Here is a 16861-nt window from a genome sequence, read left to right on the forward strand (position 1 = left end):
AACAAAGTGACCCACTTGCCAGAGTCGGATAAAATCACCGTTCTGGCCATACTGGAGAGCCTGTTGCATGCAGGGAAAACATCTGACTCAGAAAGAACGGTTCTACATCGAAAAGCGGCGTGGTGAAGGTGTCAACCAAGCTACCATCGCCAGAGAGCTTGCTCTGCCTCGCTCGACCATCAGCAGGGAACTCAGACGCAATACCGACCCTACTTTCAATGGTGTCTACTGCTGTAGAAGGGCGGACACTCTGGCGCGGGAACGCCGTCATAAGCCTCTGCCAAACAATGCTTTTTACCAGTTGGAGCCACACATTCAGAACTTCATCAGGCAGGCGCTTTCCACTCACTCTTCACCTGAAATCATCAGTGGCCGTTTGCACCTGGAATTCGGTATATCTGTCAGCAAGAATACGCTATATCGCTATATCCTGCAGGAGAGACAGGCTGGCGGGGAGCTATATAGCCAAGCGACATTATTTTGATAACAGCCAGCTATGCTTCTTTGCCGCATATCAGGGCATAGGATGTAATCATTTTTAAGTCGGTTGGCTATATCAGCAACTTCCTCATCGGGGAAAACGTTACAGGTACAATGCCGAAAACCTCAAATCAGGCCCTATTCCCAACCGTGTTGGTATTGAGTATCGCCCAGCTCAAGCCGAGCTTAAACAGGAGCCTGGCCACTTCGAAATTGACACTATTTTTGGCAAAGACCAGAAGTCATTCTTGTTAACCATCGTAGATAAAGCATTGAAAACCGTCATCATTCGCAAACTGCCTAATAAGCGTGCGGAGACTGTGGTTGCTGCTTTCAGGGACATTGAAGCTAATACCTTTTGCAAGTTTAAGACCCTAACAGCTGATAACGGCCCTGAATTCGCTCTGCACGAGCAAATTACTCAAATCACAGGGGCGCAGGTCTACTTTGCCCATCCTTATCATTCCTGGGAGAGGGGCTTGAATGAGCACACCAACGGGCTGATACGACGTTTTTACCCAAAGGGAACAGACTTCAGTCAGGTCAGTCATCGTATAGCCAAGCGACATTATTTTGATAACAGCCAGCTATGCTTCTTTGCCGCATATCAGGGCATAGGATGTAATCATTTTTAAGTCGGTTGGCTATACTACCGGCAAACATCTCTTGATGTCGAATCACACGGTGCTGATTATCGAGAAATAGCACGGTAAAAATCTCTCGCGCCTGATGAGCCAACGCCGATTGCAGGTATCGCAGGGTCAGATCGGGATTCAGCATCGCTTTTTCTTTCACCAAACGCGTGGCGTATAGTCGCCGCGCCAACTCCGCTACCGCCTGAAATTGCACAAATTTAACAACGCCCATCCCTTTCACGGCGCAAAATGTTCGTTGCTCTGCCATCATGACATGGTAGAGGGAGCCAAAATGATGCAGCAGTTGCTCTGACAAGGCCATCACGTGAACTCCCGGCAACCCAGTGCGCAGAAAAATGGCCAGCAGTTCCACATCCGTAAGCGCTTCAGCCCCCGAAACAATAAGCTTTTCACGTGGAGCCTGATCGTCAATCCACACCGTTGCGCCGGCTTTGTTGAATAATTTAAGATACTGATTTATATAAGCATTATAAAATTTCAACGACTAATTTTTCCTCTCGGAATGCTTTTTATTGTGCTAACTATTTGATTTGTCGTTCTAACAAAATACATTCTCTGTAAATGCATTCTAACTAAAGAAGATGTAAATCAAACGGTTAAATTATTCAACAAAGCCCGTTGCGCCTCCTTTCCATCGTTACCCTATCATGGCAGGCTCGCGGTGGCGCGGCGAGGGCTCAAGCAAACACCTGCATAACCTCACGCAAGACGTCCTGCAACAAAGCGTCATGAGCATACACAAACGCGAGCAAGATTCCGCTCATCCGGCAAGGTTATGATAAAATGTTTCCTCTTAGGCGTTAATCGGACAAAGATGATGACGGGATTTTCCAATCAGCCTGGGCTCTCCGGTAAAAAAATCGTGCTCGGCATCAGCGGCGGTATCGCCGCTTACAAGTGCCCAGAAATTGTCAGTCGTCTGCGCGATCGCGGTGCAGAAGTCCGCGTGGTAATGACACCTGCCGCCAAGGCATTTATTACACCGCTCACGCTTCAGGCGGTTTCAGGATACCCAGTATCAGACGATCTGCTCGATCCTGCAGCCGAAGCGTCGATGGGGCACATTGAGCTGGGAAAATGGGCGGACCTGGTTATTCTTGCTCCCGCAACGGCAGATGTGATTGCACGTTTAGCCGCTGGCATGGCTAACGATTTGCTCACCACGCTTTGTCTGGCAACGGCAGCCTCCGTCGCTATTGCACCTGCCATGAATCAGCAGATGTATCGTGCGACACCAACACAGGATAATCTCGCCACATTGGCACGGCGCGGTGGCCTGGTGTGGGGCCCCGACAGCGGCAGTCAGGCCTGCGGTGATGTGGGTCCTGGTAGAATGATTGATCCGTCGGCGATCGTTGAACTTGCCGACGGGTATTTCTCGCGCGTCAACGATCTGCAACATCTCAACATTATGATCACGGCGGGACCAACGCGTGAGGCGCTTGATCCGGTACGTTTCATTACCAATCACAGTTCCGGCAAGATGGGATTTGCCATCGCTCAAGCAGCGGCAGAGCGTGGCGCTCACGTGACGCTGGTCACCGGTCCTGTGTCATTACCCACACCCGCTGGCGTTCAGCGCATTGACGTAACCAGCGCGTTGGACATGCAGCAGGCGGTGATGTCTCATGCGGCACAGCAGCAGATTGTCATCGGCTGTGCCGCCGTATCCGATTACCGGGCTAAACAGATAGCCAACGACAAAATTAAAAAACAGGGTGATGAAATCAGTATCACACTGGTTAAAAACCCAGATATTATTGCCGGGGTTGCGGCCATGTCAGCGGGTCGCCCTTTCGTCGTTGGATTTGCTGCCGAAACCCAGAATGTGGAAGAATACGCGCGACAAAAACTGACGCGTAAGAATCTGGATCTGATTTGCGCGAATGATGTGTCCCTTTCAGGGCAGGGATTCAACAGTGACACCAACGCGTTGCAGCTGTTTTGGCCGGAGGGTGACACCCGTTTACCTCTGTGCGAAAAGCGCCTCCTTGGCCAACATTTAATCGATGAGATTGTCCGCCGTTATGATGAAAAAAATCGACGTAAAAATTCTTGATGCACGCATTGGTCAACAGTTCCCGTTACCGACCTATGCCACCGCAGGCTCGGCTGGCCTTGACCTTCGAGCCTGTATTGATGAAGGGATCGCGCTAGCCGCAGGCGAGACGATACTGGTGCCAACGGGTATCGCTATCCATATCGCCGATCCCAGCCTGGCTGCTGTGATCCTCCCTCGCTCAGGGCTGGGGCATAAGCACGGTGTGGTATTAGGTAATCTGGTCGGGCTTATCGACTCTGATTATCAGGGACAACTGATGGTTTCCGTTTGGAACCGTAGCCAGCAAGCTTTCACTATCGAACCCGGTGAACGCCTCGCACAGATGGTATTTGTTCCCGTCGTTCAGGCCGAATTCAACATTGTCGATGATTTTGTAGGAACAGAACGCGGAGAAGGCGGCTTCGGCCATTCAGGTCGTCGTTGATTCGAAAAGGGGTATACCCTGCGTTACCCCTTGGACACGCGGTCAATCGCGTGTCTTTGTAGCGTTTATTCAAGACGTTGCCCTAAATAATTCTAAATAGTTGTCAGCTTCTTTTTGATCAAGGGTCTTTTCTGACATGGCAGAGAAAGAGAATACGAAAAGGAATCGCCGCGAGGAAATCTTGCAAGCGTTGGCGCAAATGCTGGAATCCAGTGATGGCAGCCAACGCATCACTACCGCAAAGCTTGCCGCAATGGTCGGGGTTTCCGAAGCCGCACTCTATCGGCACTTTCCCAGCAAAACGCGGATGTTTGACAGCCTTATCGAGTTTATTGAGGATTCGCTGACAACACGTATCAATCTGATCCTGCAAGATGAGAAAGATACGTTCCAACGCTTGCGGTTGATTTTGTTACTCATGTTGGGTTTTGCTGAACGCAACCCCGGCCTGACGCGCATCTTGACTGGTCATGCGCTGATGTTCGAACAGGATCGTTTACAAGGACGCATCAACCAGCTGTTTGAGCGCATTGAATCGCAGCTTAAGCAAGTGCTGCGTGAGCACAAACTGCGAGAGGGGAAAACCCTTGTCCATGACGAGTCACTGCTTGCCAGCCAACTGCTCGCCTTCTGTGAAGGGATGCTGTCACGCTATGTGCGCTCAGAATTTCGCTTTCGGCCTACGCAGGATTTTGAGACACGTTGGCCACTGCTTGCCGCCCAACTCTATTAACTTCACCTCGCTTTTGCCTAAGAGCCTCTGCACCAAGGCCTGTTTACACAAGTAACAGGCTGGCCAGAAACCTCTCAGGCAACATCAACACCTGTGCACCGGTGACTACGCCGTTATACCATACCGATCGCGATAAGCCTTCACCGCATCCAGATGCACGGCCATCTCTGGTTTTTCGGCCAAAAAGCTGATCAGGTCTTGCAGCGCAATGATGGAAATCACCTGACACTGGTAATCGCGTTCCACTTCCTGAATGGCCGAAATGGCTCCTGTACCGCGCTCTTGGCGATCCAGTGCAATTAACACCCCGGCAAGCGTCGCGCCATTTGCCGCGATAATCCCCATGGATTCACGAATGGCGGTACCTGCGGTAATCACATCATCGACCAGCATGATTCGGCCTTGCAGCGCGCTACCGACCAGATTGCCCCCTTCCCCGTGATCTTTGGCTTCTTTACGGTTAAAGCAGTAAGGCACATCGGTTTCATGATGTTCAGCCAGCGCCACCGCGGTGGTCGTGGCGATCGGAATCCCCTTGTAAGCCGGCCCAAACAGCACATCAAAGGTGATACTGGCATCCACTAACGCTTCAGCATAAAAACGGCCCAAAAGTGCCAGGTCGCGCCCGGTATTGAACAGCCCGGCATTGAAGAAATAGGGGCTGACACGCCCGGACTTCAATGTGAATTCGCCGAATTTTAATACCTGTTTGCTAAGCGCGAATTCAATAAATTGGCGCTGATAGGCTTTCATTACTGTATCTCCTCGTATCACGGTGAGTATGGTTATGGCTGGAATTCCAGCCATAAAAAAAGCGACGCCGGGGTCGCTTTGCAAAAATGGACAACGCCGCTGCCAGGCAACGGCTAATGAGATGACAGGCGGTTTATGCCAATCATGTTTACTTGAGGTCCGCGACCGGCGCTTGCGTCAATGCCGCTTTCTGCGCCTCGACGATAGTGTCAATGCCACCACGCGCCAGAGCGAGCAGCGCCAGCAGCTCTTCATGGCTGAACGGCTCGCCTTCGGCGGTGCCCTGCACCTCAATCATGCGGCCATCTTCGGTCATGACCACGTTCATGTCCGTTTCCGCGGCAGAATCTTCCACATATTCGAGATCGCACACAGCTTCACCGGCAACAATCCCCACGGAAACCGCCGCGACCATGCCTTTGAGCGGGCTGGATTTGAGTTGGCCTTTTGCCACCATGCGATTGAACGCATCCGCCAGCGCAACACACGCGCCAGTAATGGAAGCGGTACGCGTGCCGCCATCAGCCTGCAACACATCGCAATCCAGCGTGATGGTGTATTCACCGAGCTTTTCCAGATCAACGGCAGCGCGCAGAGAACGTGCAATAAGGCGCTGAATTTCCAGCGTTCTTCCGCCTTGTTTCCCCCTGGCAGCCTCACGCGCATTGCGGCTATGGGTCGCACGCGGCAGCATGCCGTATTCAGCGGTTACCCAGCCTTTTCCCTGCCCTTTCAGAAAGCGTGGTACGCCTTCTTCTACCGTCGCGTTACACAGTACTTTCGTGTCGCCGAACGCTACTAACACGGAACCTTCCGCATGCTTGGTATAGCCACGCGTTAGCGTGATGGGACGCACCTGTTGTGCACTTCGGCCTGACGGACGCATGAGATTCTCCGGGTTATGCGCTGTTGATTGGCGCGCATTATACGGCCTTCGGACAACAATTCCTACTTTAGCTGCCGCGCGTTTCGCGATATCGGCAAGGGAATGTTGGCGTCTGCATCAAGGCATAGCCTGAGGTTATACCCTCCCGACAAACAAGTATTCGTCAGCGATTACCCTGCATGAAATAGTTTTGATTATTCATTCACCAGAGGGATACACGAGATGCGCCAGATGCAGGTTGAGACCGTCAAACTCTCTCTGGCACGCCCGTGCAAGCGTGCGCAGGAATTGCGCAATGCCGTAAGCGTAGTCAGGATCACCGTTGAAGAACAGGGATTTATCGGTTTAGGCGAATGTACGCCCGCGTTTGAATATCAAGAATCTGCCGCCAGCGTCTGCCGTCAACTTGACGCCGTGCGTGGTGCGGTTACACGCGGCGCGTCGAGGGATGAAATCCAAACGCTGCTCCCTCCTGGTGCGGCACGCAACGCACTCGATTGCGCACTGTGGCGCTTAAGTGCACGCCTAGGAATTTCAAACTTTTTTGGGCCCCTGATTTCGGGGGCTGGCAACGATGAAAACCGGCTTTTTTATCGTGAATGCCTCTGTGTTTGGGTGATTTTTGAACACATTGCGCGTTTTTTGATTACATCGCCGAATTCCAGGCAGAGTTTCCCCGCATTATCCAACGTAACGCATTCGCGCTATCTCCCCGGCGTTCGCGATTAGCTTCTCCAGGGCCGTTGCCGGCAGCGCCCGGCTGAACGCCATTTTTGCCCCGCACAGCAGGCAGGCAAACGGGTCTGTATTCAGTAATCCCTGACTCAGCGTTGTGTATGTCACTGGCGCTGCTTTTTTCACATTATCCTGCCCCAGGGCTTTTCTCACCAGAGGCAACAGTTTTCCCACTACGCGGTTAGCCAGAAAACCAAAGTAACGCACCATCCGGAAATGCTTCTCCGGTATATGCTTTATCAGCCGCAGTATCAGCTCACGCTGACTGAGCGCCAGGTCTTCATGCCTCCCCGTCCGGTGATCCAGAAAACGCAGGGTGATGCGGCTTCCCCCGTCGTAGTGTGCCAGTCGCGCACCCGACACAGGCAGTTTTTTCAGGTACCGGCCCAGGTACTTTGCTGTCTGCCGGGGATGTTTCGTCGGCTTCGCAAAATACACGTGCCAGTAAATCTCTCCCTGCTCATTTTTCCCCTGGCTGAGGATAAAGCGCTTCCATTCATCATAATCCCGGATGTGAGCCAGCTGCGGCGGCAGAACAAGAGACTCCCATGCAGACAGCAGATGACTGGCGTACATTCCATACCCAGCGCGCCCTGACCTTCGGCAGGGCGAACGACAGTTTTTTCCAGGCACCGTGCTCATTTATGCCGCCGGAGGTCCACGACAGGTGAATATGGCAGTTCCAGTTAAGCTGGCGACCATACGTGTGAAGAGCGCCGAAAATACCGGTGGTCAGGCCCCGCTGCTCCGCAGCGTACAGCAGGTTGTCCGCCGCCAGCGCAAAGAGGCCATTCAGCAGCCAGCGGTTGGCTTCAAACAATAAGCGTGTTGCTTAATAGTGAAATAAGGGTGTTTCGGTGATTGAAGTAAATTTTACGCTGTTCTGAGATGGAAATTCCAAAGACCGGCGCTAAGGAGTAAGAAGGTATCATCAATAAAGGGTCTACGATTCCGTAAAATTTGGGTCATGCAACCGAGGCGCTTGATACCCGCGATGGCGTGTTCAACTGTAATACGGATGCCCGAGATTATTTTATTTTCTTGTTTTTGTTCAGGCGATAAAGGTCTTTTTCGAGTTCCTTTTTTTGGGATTTGTGTATTAGGATGCTGTTTATCTATACCTTGAAAACCGGTATCTGCCCAGATGGTTACCTCAGGAGGAATATGGCGAATTATATCGACTTTATCGAGTAAGCGTTTATCGGCTTTGTTGAATAATTTAACCGTTTGATTTACATCTTCTTTAGTTAGAATGCATTTACAGAGAATGTATTTTGTTAGAACGACAAATCAAATAGTTAGCACAATAAAAAGCATTCCGAGAGGAAAAATTAGTCGTTGAAATTTTATAATGCTTATATAAATCAGTATCTTAAATTATTCAACAAAGCCGCGTTTATCGTGACGGCGCCCATTTTTGCTCATGGGGATAAATCCAATTTGCCTTGTTTCGTCAGTCATAATAAGCGCTTTTCGAGTGGTCTGTCTTTTCTTTCCCGAATACATTTTTTTTCGCCGACGCAGATTCTTAGGCTTTTGGACAGGTCGCTCTGTCCCATCAATAAAGACGTCTTTAACTCCAGGAAAGGCGCGAAAAAATTCCTCAGCAGAGCGAATTTGACGAGCGGGCAAAACACATTCTCGCCCCAAAGTCATCTCTAAAACCGGCAATAATATTTTTACCCAGCGACATACCCGTGTTCTATCTAAACCAAAAAGAAGTCCTTGCAAATCATAGGTCGGATAACATTTTAAATACAATAAAATAAAAAGCAGTTTATCTAATGGGGTTGGGATAAATCCTTTCTGCCCTGCACCCATCTGCCGCTCGTGATCTTTTCGATTCTTTTTCCGATAAATCAAATAACAAGCTGAAAATTCAGCGGCTAAATTTTTCAATTCTTCGACTGATAATCCAATGATTGCTTTACATAAACGATTATCTCGTAACAACCGCTCTTTGTTGATCATTTCAAACCTTTATTCTCTAAGTTAAACCTCTTTTTATTCTCAATAGCCTGACAAAAAATGCAAGTCTCTATTCAGCAACTAGTTTAATGGCCACAGGGTATCCGGCATCGTGAATGTGCCGTGCTGGCACGGCGTATCCGGCAGGCGGGCCATCATGGTGGCAATCCACAGGTCGGTGGCCTTTTTGCCGCAGGTCGGACATCCGCGTCCGTGGCAGCTCTGATGGATGTAACGGTGGTGAGTGCAGTCGGGGTTGCTGCAGCGAAATTCCCGGCTGCCCGTCAGTGGGGTGCCGCAGGCCAGCATCTTTGTGACAACCTCAATCTCTACAGGCCGGAGCGGGTATGCCTCCATGATGTCAGCCCATGCCCTGTTGCGCTGAAACAGCGTCTTCATGGGGCGGGGCTGTATGCCGGTATCATCCGTGCGGGTCATCGGAGAGCATCTCCGCTTCGGTTTCGTACAGGTCAAACCGGCGACAGGTATGGCAGAAGGCAACGTAGTGGTACGGAGAATCAGGGAATTCACTGTAGAAGGTGGTCCAGAACCACTCTGTGCAGTCAGGATCGTTGTCAACGAAAAGGCGGAATTGCTGGTAAGGGAGGTTGCCCTGTCGGACCACCGTTTTGAAAATCTGCTTAACCATTTTTGTATGAACGCGCTGATGCTCAGGGGAATGTGACACGGGATAACCTTCGGCTGGCGGGTTTCAGAATATCGCTATTCTGCCACACTTCGATTTGCAGCCGCCAGGCTGCTTCGTTCCAGAGAGGCAGGAGAACAGGTAAATACGTTGCTGAAGTGTTTTTAATGTATATGAGATGTCCAGAGGATGCTAGAGACATCCTCTGGACTTTAAAGTCCCGTGTTCAACATATGTGTGGTAAGCATATTTACCAACATTGTGCTGAGGGGACCCTCTGTCTTGCCCGTTAAGGATCTCATCTCTTAACGAACAGGCTCTGAAGAGTGGTGCCCGAACCCGGAATCGAACCAGGGACACGGGGATTTTCAATCCCCTGCTCTACCGACTGAGCTATCCGGGCAACGGGGCGCATTAAACCGTATTGGCCGCTTGCCGTCAACGGATTTGTGCAGGAAAAGCATCAAAACCACATTGATTGCCGACTTTTCAGTCAGGATGACGCATTTCTCAGCGTCGCGCCCCGTATTCTGTCAGGTCAGCGCACCGTTTTTGCGGCATAACGCAAAACGCAGTACATCCTCTGCCAGGCGGCGGGCGGTTGAGATGTCATCAGCATGGTGTTTGACCATTAACCGGCTCAGGCACCCTTCGAGAATCAATTCCATCTGCTGAGCGACCATTTCTGGATCGTCCGTCTCCAACTGCGTCAGCAGTTCTCGCGTGTAGAAAAGCGATGCCTGTTTTTGACGCTCTGCAATCTGGTGAATGGGGTGATGGATATCAGGGTAGAAACTGCATGCGGCAATAAACAAGCAGCCGGGATAGCGTTGGTTTTGCAACGCTTCATGCAATACCTGATAGCGTGCCAGCAGCTTTTCCTCAACGGAGAGCGTTTCATCCAGTAATAGCTGGCGCCGCCAGGTATCCACCTGCTGACTATGGTGCCGCAGGCAATCATAGAGAAGTGCCTCACGATCTGGCCAGAAATCGGTCATGGCCTCGGCGGTGATGCTGTGCTTCTCAGCCAAGGTGTCTAACGTTAAGGCGGCAACGCCCTGTTGTTCCAGTAAGATCAGCGCGTTCTCAAGTACCTCGTCCCGCTGTAGTTGCATGATATTCCCCTTGATTCAGACTGGGACCGCCACCGTCGCAGTGGCTTATACCCGTCATACTTCAAGTTGCATGTGCGTTGGCTGCTCTCGTTATTCGGCCCATCCTTGGGCCTCACCGTTTACGAGGCCGCCGCACGCGGCGTTTAGATCAGCTCCCGGCAGATTTGTCACCCGGATCACTGACTTGAGTAAGCGCATCGGGGGTCCTTCATGTGCCGCCTTCCTGCAACTCGAATTATTTAAGGTGTATTGCCCAGTTTTTGCAAATGTGTCCGGAACGCCTCGGCATCCATAAAACCCGTAATGCGTGACTCGGGAATCTCCCGGCCGTTACTGTCAAAAAAGAGTATGGTTGGTAACCCCATAACCTGAAATTTTTTTAGCAATGCATTTTGCTGCGCATTGTTGGCGGTCACATCCGCCTGAAGAAGTTGAAAACCAGCCAGCGCCTGTTTAACGCTCGCATCGCTGAAGGTGTACTTCTCAAACTCTTTGCAGGCGACACACCAGTCGGCATATAAATCCAGCATAGCAGGGCGCTGACTGCTGGTGAGGGATTGGTTCAACCCCTCCAGATGATGAACAGGTATAAACGGCAGGGTTGATGTATGAACGGTGCTGGCTTGGCTTGATGAAGGCATTAGCCATTCTTGCAATGGACGAGCCACGGTCACGGCACCAATCAAAAGCAGCAGTTGTATCAAACGCATTCCGCGCCAATGGCTGCGCAAACCCAGCATGATCAGCCATGCCAGGAAGGAAATTATCAGCAGGCTCCACAGGCGAGCCCCCCAGATATCGCCTACAACGCGTTCCAGCAGAAAAACCGGCAAGGCCAAAATGACAAACCCAAAAGCCGTTTTGATGTGCTGCATCCAGGGGCCGCTGCGGGGTAAAAAGCGATTGCCGAACAGCGTTACCGCGATAAGCGGCAAGCCCATACCGAGCGCATAGAGATAAAGGATGCCGCCGCCAGCGACGCTATTACCGCTTTGCGCAATGTAGAGCAGGATGGCGCTGAGAGGCGCGGTGGTGCAAGGCGAGCAAATCAGCCCTGCTAGTGCCCCCATGCAAAAGACCCCGCCAAGAGAGCCGCTTTGTTGTCGATTGCTCCACAGCGCCAGACGTGTTTGCAGGGCGGAGGGCATTTGTAGGTTATAGAGACCAAACATCGACAGCGCGAGTGCGATAAACAGCAGTGACAAACCGATTAACACGGCCGGATGCTGTAGCGCCGCCTGAAAGCGCAGCCCCGCTGCCGCGATGACAATGCCGAGCAACGTGTAGGTCAGGGCCATGCCTTGCACATAGGTGAACGCCAGCAGCAGGGTGCGGCGCGCGGATAATTGCTGTTTCCGGCCAAGAATCAGCCCGGAAATCAGTGGGTACATCGGGAGCACGCAGGGGGTGAAGGCAACACCGATACCGATCAACAGCGCCCAAAGTGGAGAAAACGGCAGCGGCGCAGGTGCTACCGGTGCTGTGACGGGGGAAATCGTATTGCTGTGCGTTGGCTGCTGGTCTGCGGTCACGGCACTTAACGGAATTTCCCGCGTTTTAGGTGGGTAGCAAAAACCCGCATCGGCACAGCCCTGATAGGTAACACGCACGGTGGCGCCCGCCGTGCTCTGCCTAATAGGGACGGTTACCGTGAGGCTATCGCGAAAGATTGCCACTTCGCCAAAAAAATCGTCTTTGTGCGGCAGGCCGGCGGGTATGGATATGTCGCCTAACACGGCTTGGCCGGGAGCCAGCGTGATTTTGTCGCGATAGAGGTAATAGCCCGGGTGGATTTGCCAGCGTAGCGTCAGCGTCTCTTGCTGTTGCTGAAAATCGAAAGCAAATGCGCGATCCACCGTCAAAAAACGGCTGTTTTGCACCGCAGATGACGGCGAAAACAGGGATGCGCCTGCCAGTTGAGGGCAGATCAGCGTGCTTAACAGCAGGATCAGCGTAAGGATGCGGTTAGCCATGTCAGGTAATCTTTGTCGCCATCAGTGATCGTAACCACCAGCAGTTCCGGCGTTTGATAAGGGTGTTGCTGTTTCAGGCGTTGCAGCAGCGCATGTTGATGCAAGGTATAGCTCTTGATCACCAGTTGCACTTCCCTTTGCTGCTCCAACTTACCTTCCCAGACATAGAAAGAGTGCGCGCCAGCCAGTACTGTGACACAGGCTGCCAGCCCGGCAGTGAGCACATCCGTTGCCAACTGTTGTGCTATGGGTTCGTCAGGTGCAGTACACAGGACAACGATGGCGGTGCAGCTTGCAGGATTTTCCATGGTCACCCCAGTGAAAGAGGAACTGGGGGTACTATACCCTGCTTTGGGGGCCGAGGGGAATGGATGCCGGGCGGTGGCGCACCGCACGGGGTGAATACCGGAGGGACGTTACAGCACCATATTTCCCAGAACAAAGCCAAAGATAACGGATAGCGTAATCGCCAGAACGCCAGGCACCAGGAACGCGTGGTTGAAGACGTACTTGCCGATGCGCGTTGAACCGGTGTCATCCATTTCCACAGCGGCGAGCAGCGTGGGATAAGTGGGCAACACGAACAGCGCTGATACCGCGGCAAAAGACGCCACGGCAGTGACTGGCGTTACACTGTAGTGGTCAACTAAATTTGGCCACCCTACCTGACTGTTGATGGAACAGCCGTTCTGATTCATTTGGTGTTATAGCCAAGCGACATTATTTTGATAACAGCCAGCTATGCTTCTTTGCCGCATATCAGGGCATAGGATGTAATCATTTTTAAGTCGGTTGGCTATAACCCACCGTTATACCAGTGAGGTCTGACATCGCTATAATAATGAGTTATGTAGCGAATAATGGATGATTGAGCAGTACTAAAGCTTTGGTAGCCAGTCGTTGGCACCCATTCAGTCTTCAGACTACGGAAGAATCGCTCCATCGGACTATTATCCCAACAATTTCCTCTGCGACTCATACTTTGGGTCATCTGATAACGCCACAATGCCTGCCTATACTGACGACTGGTGTAATGGCTTCCTTGGTCACTATGAAACATGACTTGTTTGGGATGCCCACGCAGTTCCCAAGCCATTTGTAGTGCTTTGGCTGTTAATTCTGAATCTGGCGAAAACGACATTGCCCAACCCACGGGTTTTCGGGCAAATAAATCTAATACCACCGCCAGATACGCCCATCGGTCGCCTGTCCAAATATAGGTTACATCGCCGCACCAAACCTGGTCAGGCTTGGTAACAGGAAACTGCCTATTGAGCAGATTTGGAATATCAATACGTTCATTTCCACCGCTGTTGTATTGATGTTTTCTTGTTTGGCAACTAACGAGGGTTAATTCTTTCATCAACTTACCCGCTAACCACCGCCCAAGTTTCACGTCGTGTGTATTGGTAACCATCGTGGCGATAGTCCTTGCGCCCGCAGACCCGCCACTAACGTTCCACGCTTCGCTGACCAGGCTACGTTTTATCGTCCGCTCAATATCTGGCTCCTTAGGTCGACACCAATAGCGATAACTGCTTCGGTGAACATTAAAAATACGACACAACGCTTTCACTAAACTAGTTGCTGAATAGAGACTTGCATTTTTTGTCAGGCTATTGAGAATAAAAAGAGGTTTAACTTAGAGAATAAAGGTTTGAAATGATCAACAAAGAGCGGTTGTTACGAGATAATCGTTTATGTAAAGCAATCATTGGATTATCAGTCGAAGAATTGAAAAATTTAGCCGCTGAATTTTCAGCTTGTTATTTGATTTATCGGAAAAAGAATCGAAAAGATCACGAGCGGCAGATGGGTGCAGGGCAGAAAGGATTTATCCCAACCCCATTAGATAAACTGCTTTTTATTTTATTGTATTTAAAATGTTATCCGACCTATGATTTGCAAGGACTTCTTTTTGGGTTAGATAGAACACGGGTATGTCGCTGGGTAAAAATATTATTGCCGGTTTTAGAGATGACCTTGGGGCGAGAATGTGTTTTGCCCGCTCGTCAAATTCGCTCTGCTGAGGAATTTTTTCGCGCCTTTCCTGGAGTTAAAGACGTCTTTATTGATGGGACAGAGCGACCTGTCCAAAAGCCTAAGAATCTGCGTCGGCGAAAAAAAATGTATTCGGGAAAGAAAAGACAGACCACTCGAAAAGGGCTTATTATGACTGACGAAACAAGGCAAATTGGATTTATCCCCATGAGCAAAAATGGGCGCCGTCACGATAAACGCTTACTCGATAAAGTCGATATAATTCGCCATATTCCTCCTGAGGTAACCATCTGGGCAGATACCGGTTTTCAAGGTATAGATAAACAGCATCCTAATACACAAATCCCAAAAAAAGGAACTCGAAAAAGACCTTTATCGCCTGAACAAAAACAAGAAAATAAAATAATCTCGGGCATCCGTATTACAGTTGAACACGCCATCGCGGGTATCAAGCGCCTCGAGTCTGTAAAGAATTTTGTGTAAATGGCTCCATTGCTTAACCGGAGATTCGTTCTCCATACATCAACATGAATTGGCTCATAGCAGGTTTCCAGTCTCTGATTGGCAAGGTCCATTTAGCAGAGATATTATGCAAGGCTAGATAGAGTAATTTTATCACCGAGTCATCCGTTGGAAATATTCGTCGCGTTTTCGTTATCTTGCGCAATGAAGCATTTAACGACTCTATCGCGTTGGTGGTGTAGATAACCTTGCGGATCTCCGGCGGAAAGTCAAAAATGACGATGAGACGTTCCCAATTATTTCTCCACGACGGGCTGATCGTCGGGAACTGTTCATCCCATTTGGCCGCGAAGGCATCCAGGGCCTCTTCAGCGCCCTCTAGCGTTGCGGAACTATAGATGGTGCGCAGGTCAGCAGCAACGGCCTTACGCTCTTTCCAGCCGACGTAGCGCAGCGAGTTCCGCACCTGATGCACAATGCAGAGCTGTACCCGCGTATGCGGGTAAACAGCTTCAATGGCATCAGGAAAGCCTTTCAGGCCATCGCAGCAGGCGACGAAGATGTCCTTTAGCCCACGATTTTTCAGTTCTGTCATCACAGATAACCAGAACTTGGCCCCCTCAGTTTTGGCTATCCATAGCCCCAGCAGCTCTTTTTCGCCCTGGCCGTTGACGCCGAGGGCCAGATAAACAGACTTGTTGGCCACGGCTCCGCCGTCCTGGCTTTTGACAACAATACAGTCAAGGTAAACAATGGGATAAAGCGCATCCAGCGGCCGTTGCTGCCAGCGCTTAACTTCATCCATCACAGCATTGGTCACTTGAGAAATGAAGCCAGCGGAAACATCGACCCCGTAGACTTCTTTAAAGTGTGCCTGAATATCACGGGTTGATAACCCTCTGGAATAGAGAGAAATAATGCGGTCATCGAAGCCGTTAAGCTGTTTTTCGTGCTTACCGATCAGTGTCGGCTCGAAGGTACTGTTGCGGTCGCGCGGAATATCGAGCTCGATCTCCCCATTTTGGCTACGTACGCTCTTGGATGTCTTGCCATTGCGGGAGTTGCCTGAATTATTACCAGCCGGGTCATGCTTAGCATACCCAAGGTGCATCTCCATCTCAGCTTCAAGAACCCGTTCCGCCAGTCTTTTAGTCAGCACCTTGAGTAGGCCTGATTCACCCAGCAGATCCTGAGGGGAGTGACAATCTTGAAGCAGTTGGTCAATAAGTTCGTTGCTGATAGGCATTTTGTTATCCTTTGAAGGTTTTCCTCAAAATGCCATTTACACAGATTATTTTACAGTCTCAGCGCCTCGGTTGCATGACCCAAATTTTACGGAATCGTAGACCCTTTATTGATGATACCTTCTTACTCCTTAGCGCCGGTCTTTGGAATTTCCATCTCAGAACAGCGTAAAATTTACTTCAATCACCGAAACACCCTTATTTCACTATTAAGCAACACGCTTACTGGATAAAGCGCTCTTAGCTTTTCAACTACCGAGAATTTTTCAGTGAGTCGGACATTAAGAGCGCAGTAGCCTTTTTTAAGATGGCATTCTCCATTTCCAGTCGGTGGATTTTTTTCTTCATTTCTCTGAACTCAATTTGTTCAGGTGTTAATGGCAGACCAGGCGATGTTTTCCCTTGACGTTCTAAACGAAGGGCTCTTACCCACCGGCTAATCGCTGAAAGACTGACGTTAATGGCTTTCGCGGCTTCCTGGTAGGTATAATTTTGGTCAAGGACTAATTTGGCGGTTTCACATTTAAATTCAGCAGTAATTATTTTACTCATTTTGGCACCTATAAAAATTATGAGGTAAGCATATCACCTCTACTTAGGTGGCCAAATTCAGTATGCCACTACACTACAGTGCGAATAACCGGTTCGGGTAACGTTCCTCCACGACGTATAGCCAAGCGACATTATTTTGATAACAGCCAGCTATGCTTCTTTGCCGCATAT

The 16861-nt window shown here is 50.4% G+C and carries 19 protein-coding genes, 1 tRNA gene and 5 pseudogenes; 8 read left to right on the forward strand and 17 right to left on the reverse strand.

What is annotated here, in order from left to right; all coding sequences use genetic code 11:
* Window positions 1-67 precede the first annotated feature (67 nt).
* The gene (locus tag ACQGXV_RS11490) at window positions 68-484 is read left to right on the forward strand and encodes a transposase (protein WP_440866450.1); all 417 of its coding nucleotides are present in this window, start codon (window positions 68-70) and stop codon (window positions 482-484) included.
* Between the two features lie 127 nt (window positions 485-611).
* A pseudogene (locus ACQGXV_RS11495) lies at window positions 612-1115 on the forward strand (IS30 family transposase); the annotation flags it as partial.
* Between the two features lie 10 nt (window positions 1116-1125).
* Here the strand turns inward: ACQGXV_RS11495 and radC are convergent.
* Window positions 1126-1554 (reverse strand): annotated as a pseudogene (radC, locus tag ACQGXV_RS11500) (RadC family protein); the annotation flags it as partial.
* A 396-nt stretch (window positions 1555-1950) separates the two neighbouring features.
* Here radC and coaBC point away from each other — a divergent pair.
* The 3 genes from coaBC (at window position 1951) to slmA (ending at window position 4355) form a co-directional block, all read left to right on the forward strand.
* The gene (gene coaBC / locus ACQGXV_RS11505; RefSeq protein WP_440866451.1) at window positions 1951-3195 is read left to right on the forward strand and encodes a bifunctional phosphopantothenoylcysteine decarboxylase/phosphopantothenate--cysteine ligase CoaBC; all 1245 of its coding nucleotides are present in this window, start codon (window positions 1951-1953) and stop codon (window positions 3193-3195) included.
* Window positions 3164-3622, forward strand: coding sequence for a dUTP diphosphatase (gene dut, locus ACQGXV_RS11510; RefSeq protein ID WP_264645462.1), 459 nt, complete (start codon window positions 3164-3166; stop codon window positions 3620-3622). Before coaBC ends, dut begins: the two co-directional genes overlap by 32 nt.
* A gap of 136 nt (window positions 3623-3758) precedes the next feature.
* Window positions 3759-4355, forward strand: a complete 597-nt coding sequence (gene slmA / locus ACQGXV_RS11515; RefSeq protein ID WP_440866452.1) for a nucleoid occlusion factor SlmA — start codon at window positions 3759-3761, stop codon at window positions 4353-4355.
* Window positions 4356-4460: 105 nt separating this feature from the next.
* Here the strand turns inward: slmA and pyrE are convergent, their stop codons facing one another.
* Both pyrE and rph read right to left on the reverse strand, forming a co-directional pair.
* Complete coding sequence (pyrE, locus tag ACQGXV_RS11520; RefSeq protein ID WP_222158573.1) at window positions 4461-5108, reverse strand: orotate phosphoribosyltransferase; 648 nt, start codon at window positions 5106-5108, stop codon at window positions 4461-4463.
* A gap of 148 nt (window positions 5109-5256) precedes the next feature.
* Complete coding sequence (rph, locus tag ACQGXV_RS11525; RefSeq protein ID WP_222158574.1) at window positions 5257-5994, reverse strand: ribonuclease PH; 738 nt, start codon at window positions 5992-5994, stop codon at window positions 5257-5259.
* Window positions 5995-6225: 231 nt separating this feature from the next.
* On the opposite strand from rph, the gene ACQGXV_RS11530 reads away from it, so the two are divergent.
* Complete coding sequence (locus tag ACQGXV_RS11530) at window positions 6226-6723, forward strand: hypothetical protein (RefSeq protein ID WP_440866453.1); 498 nt, start codon at window positions 6226-6228, stop codon at window positions 6721-6723.
* On the opposite strand, the gene ACQGXV_RS11535 is transcribed toward ACQGXV_RS11530, so the two are convergent.
* The 12 genes and pseudogenes from ACQGXV_RS11535 to ACQGXV_RS11590 form a co-directional block, all read right to left on the reverse strand.
* Entirely contained in the window at window positions 6676-7305 is a 630-nt protein-coding gene (locus ACQGXV_RS11535; protein ID WP_440866454.1) for a transposase, read from the reverse strand. The two genes, ACQGXV_RS11530 and ACQGXV_RS11535, sit on opposite strands and share 48 nt — an antisense overlap.
* Window positions 7229-7549, reverse strand: coding sequence for a transposase (locus ACQGXV_RS11540; RefSeq protein ID WP_440866455.1), 321 nt, complete (start codon window positions 7547-7549; stop codon window positions 7229-7231). Before ACQGXV_RS11540 ends, ACQGXV_RS11535 begins: the two co-directional genes overlap by 77 nt.
* Before the next feature lie 53 nt (window positions 7550-7602).
* The gene (locus ACQGXV_RS11545; protein ID WP_440867384.1) at window positions 7603-7998 is read right to left on the reverse strand and encodes a transposase family protein; all 396 of its coding nucleotides are present in this window, start codon (window positions 7996-7998) and stop codon (window positions 7603-7605) included.
* Between the two features lie 108 nt (window positions 7999-8106).
* Window positions 8107-8700, reverse strand: coding sequence for a transposase family protein (locus ACQGXV_RS11550; protein WP_440866456.1), 594 nt, complete (start codon window positions 8698-8700; stop codon window positions 8107-8109).
* 78 nt (window positions 8701-8778) lie between these two features.
* Window positions 8779-9096, reverse strand: coding sequence for a transposase zinc-binding domain-containing protein (locus tag ACQGXV_RS11555; protein WP_440866457.1), 318 nt, complete (start codon window positions 9094-9096; stop codon window positions 8779-8781).
* A 22-nt stretch (window positions 9097-9118) separates the two neighbouring features.
* On the reverse strand, window positions 9119-9385 hold the full coding sequence (locus tag ACQGXV_RS11560; RefSeq protein WP_440864957.1) for a hypothetical protein: 267 nt from the start codon (window positions 9383-9385) through the stop codon (window positions 9119-9121).
* A gap of 285 nt (window positions 9386-9670) precedes the next feature.
* Window positions 9671-9746, reverse strand: a tRNA-Phe gene (locus tag ACQGXV_RS11565).
* Between the two features lie 130 nt (window positions 9747-9876).
* Window positions 9877-10458, reverse strand: coding sequence for a transcriptional regulator (locus ACQGXV_RS11570; RefSeq protein WP_440866458.1), 582 nt, complete (start codon window positions 10456-10458; stop codon window positions 9877-9879).
* A gap of 239 nt (window positions 10459-10697) precedes the next feature.
* On the reverse strand, window positions 10698-12431 hold the full coding sequence (locus ACQGXV_RS11575; RefSeq protein ID WP_440866459.1) for a protein-disulfide reductase DsbD: 1734 nt from the start codon (window positions 12429-12431) through the stop codon (window positions 10698-10700).
* Window positions 12407-12739, reverse strand: a complete 333-nt coding sequence (gene cutA, locus ACQGXV_RS11580; RefSeq protein WP_440866460.1) for a divalent cation tolerance protein CutA — start codon at window positions 12737-12739, stop codon at window positions 12407-12409. The genes ACQGXV_RS11575 and cutA overlap by 25 nt, the downstream gene beginning before the upstream one ends.
* A 108-nt stretch (window positions 12740-12847) precedes the next feature.
* A pseudogene (locus tag ACQGXV_RS11585) lies at window positions 12848-13063 on the reverse strand (C4-dicarboxylate ABC transporter); the annotation flags it as partial.
* A gap of 164 nt (window positions 13064-13227) precedes the next feature.
* Window positions 13228-14007, reverse strand: a pseudogene (locus ACQGXV_RS11590) (IS3 family transposase); the annotation flags it as partial.
* 86 nt (window positions 14008-14093) lie between these two features.
* Here ACQGXV_RS11590 and ACQGXV_RS11595 point away from each other — a divergent pair.
* The gene (locus tag ACQGXV_RS11595; RefSeq protein WP_440866461.1) at window positions 14094-14915 is read left to right on the forward strand and encodes a transposase family protein; all 822 of its coding nucleotides are present in this window, start codon (window positions 14094-14096) and stop codon (window positions 14913-14915) included.
* Between the two features lie 13 nt (window positions 14916-14928).
* Here ACQGXV_RS11595 and ACQGXV_RS11600 read toward each other — a convergent pair whose 3' ends face one another.
* Window positions 14929-16140, reverse strand: coding sequence for an IS256 family transposase (locus ACQGXV_RS11600; protein WP_440863481.1), 1212 nt, complete (start codon window positions 16138-16140; stop codon window positions 14929-14931).
* Between the two features lie 29 nt (window positions 16141-16169).
* Here ACQGXV_RS11600 and ACQGXV_RS11605 point away from each other — a divergent pair, with 29 nt between their 5' ends.
* Complete coding sequence (locus ACQGXV_RS11605; RefSeq protein ID WP_440866462.1) at window positions 16170-16310, forward strand: hypothetical protein; 141 nt, start codon at window positions 16170-16172, stop codon at window positions 16308-16310.
* Between the two features lie 42 nt (window positions 16311-16352).
* Here the strand turns inward: ACQGXV_RS11605 and ACQGXV_RS11610 are convergent.
* Window positions 16353-16690 (reverse strand): annotated as a pseudogene (locus tag ACQGXV_RS11610) (transposase); the annotation flags it as partial.
* Between the last annotated feature and the right edge of the window lie 171 nt (window positions 16691-16861).

Source organism: Symbiopectobacterium purcellii (assembly GCF_052050035.1).
GTDB lineage: Bacteria > Pseudomonadota > Gammaproteobacteria > Enterobacterales > Enterobacteriaceae > Symbiopectobacterium > Symbiopectobacterium purcellii_A.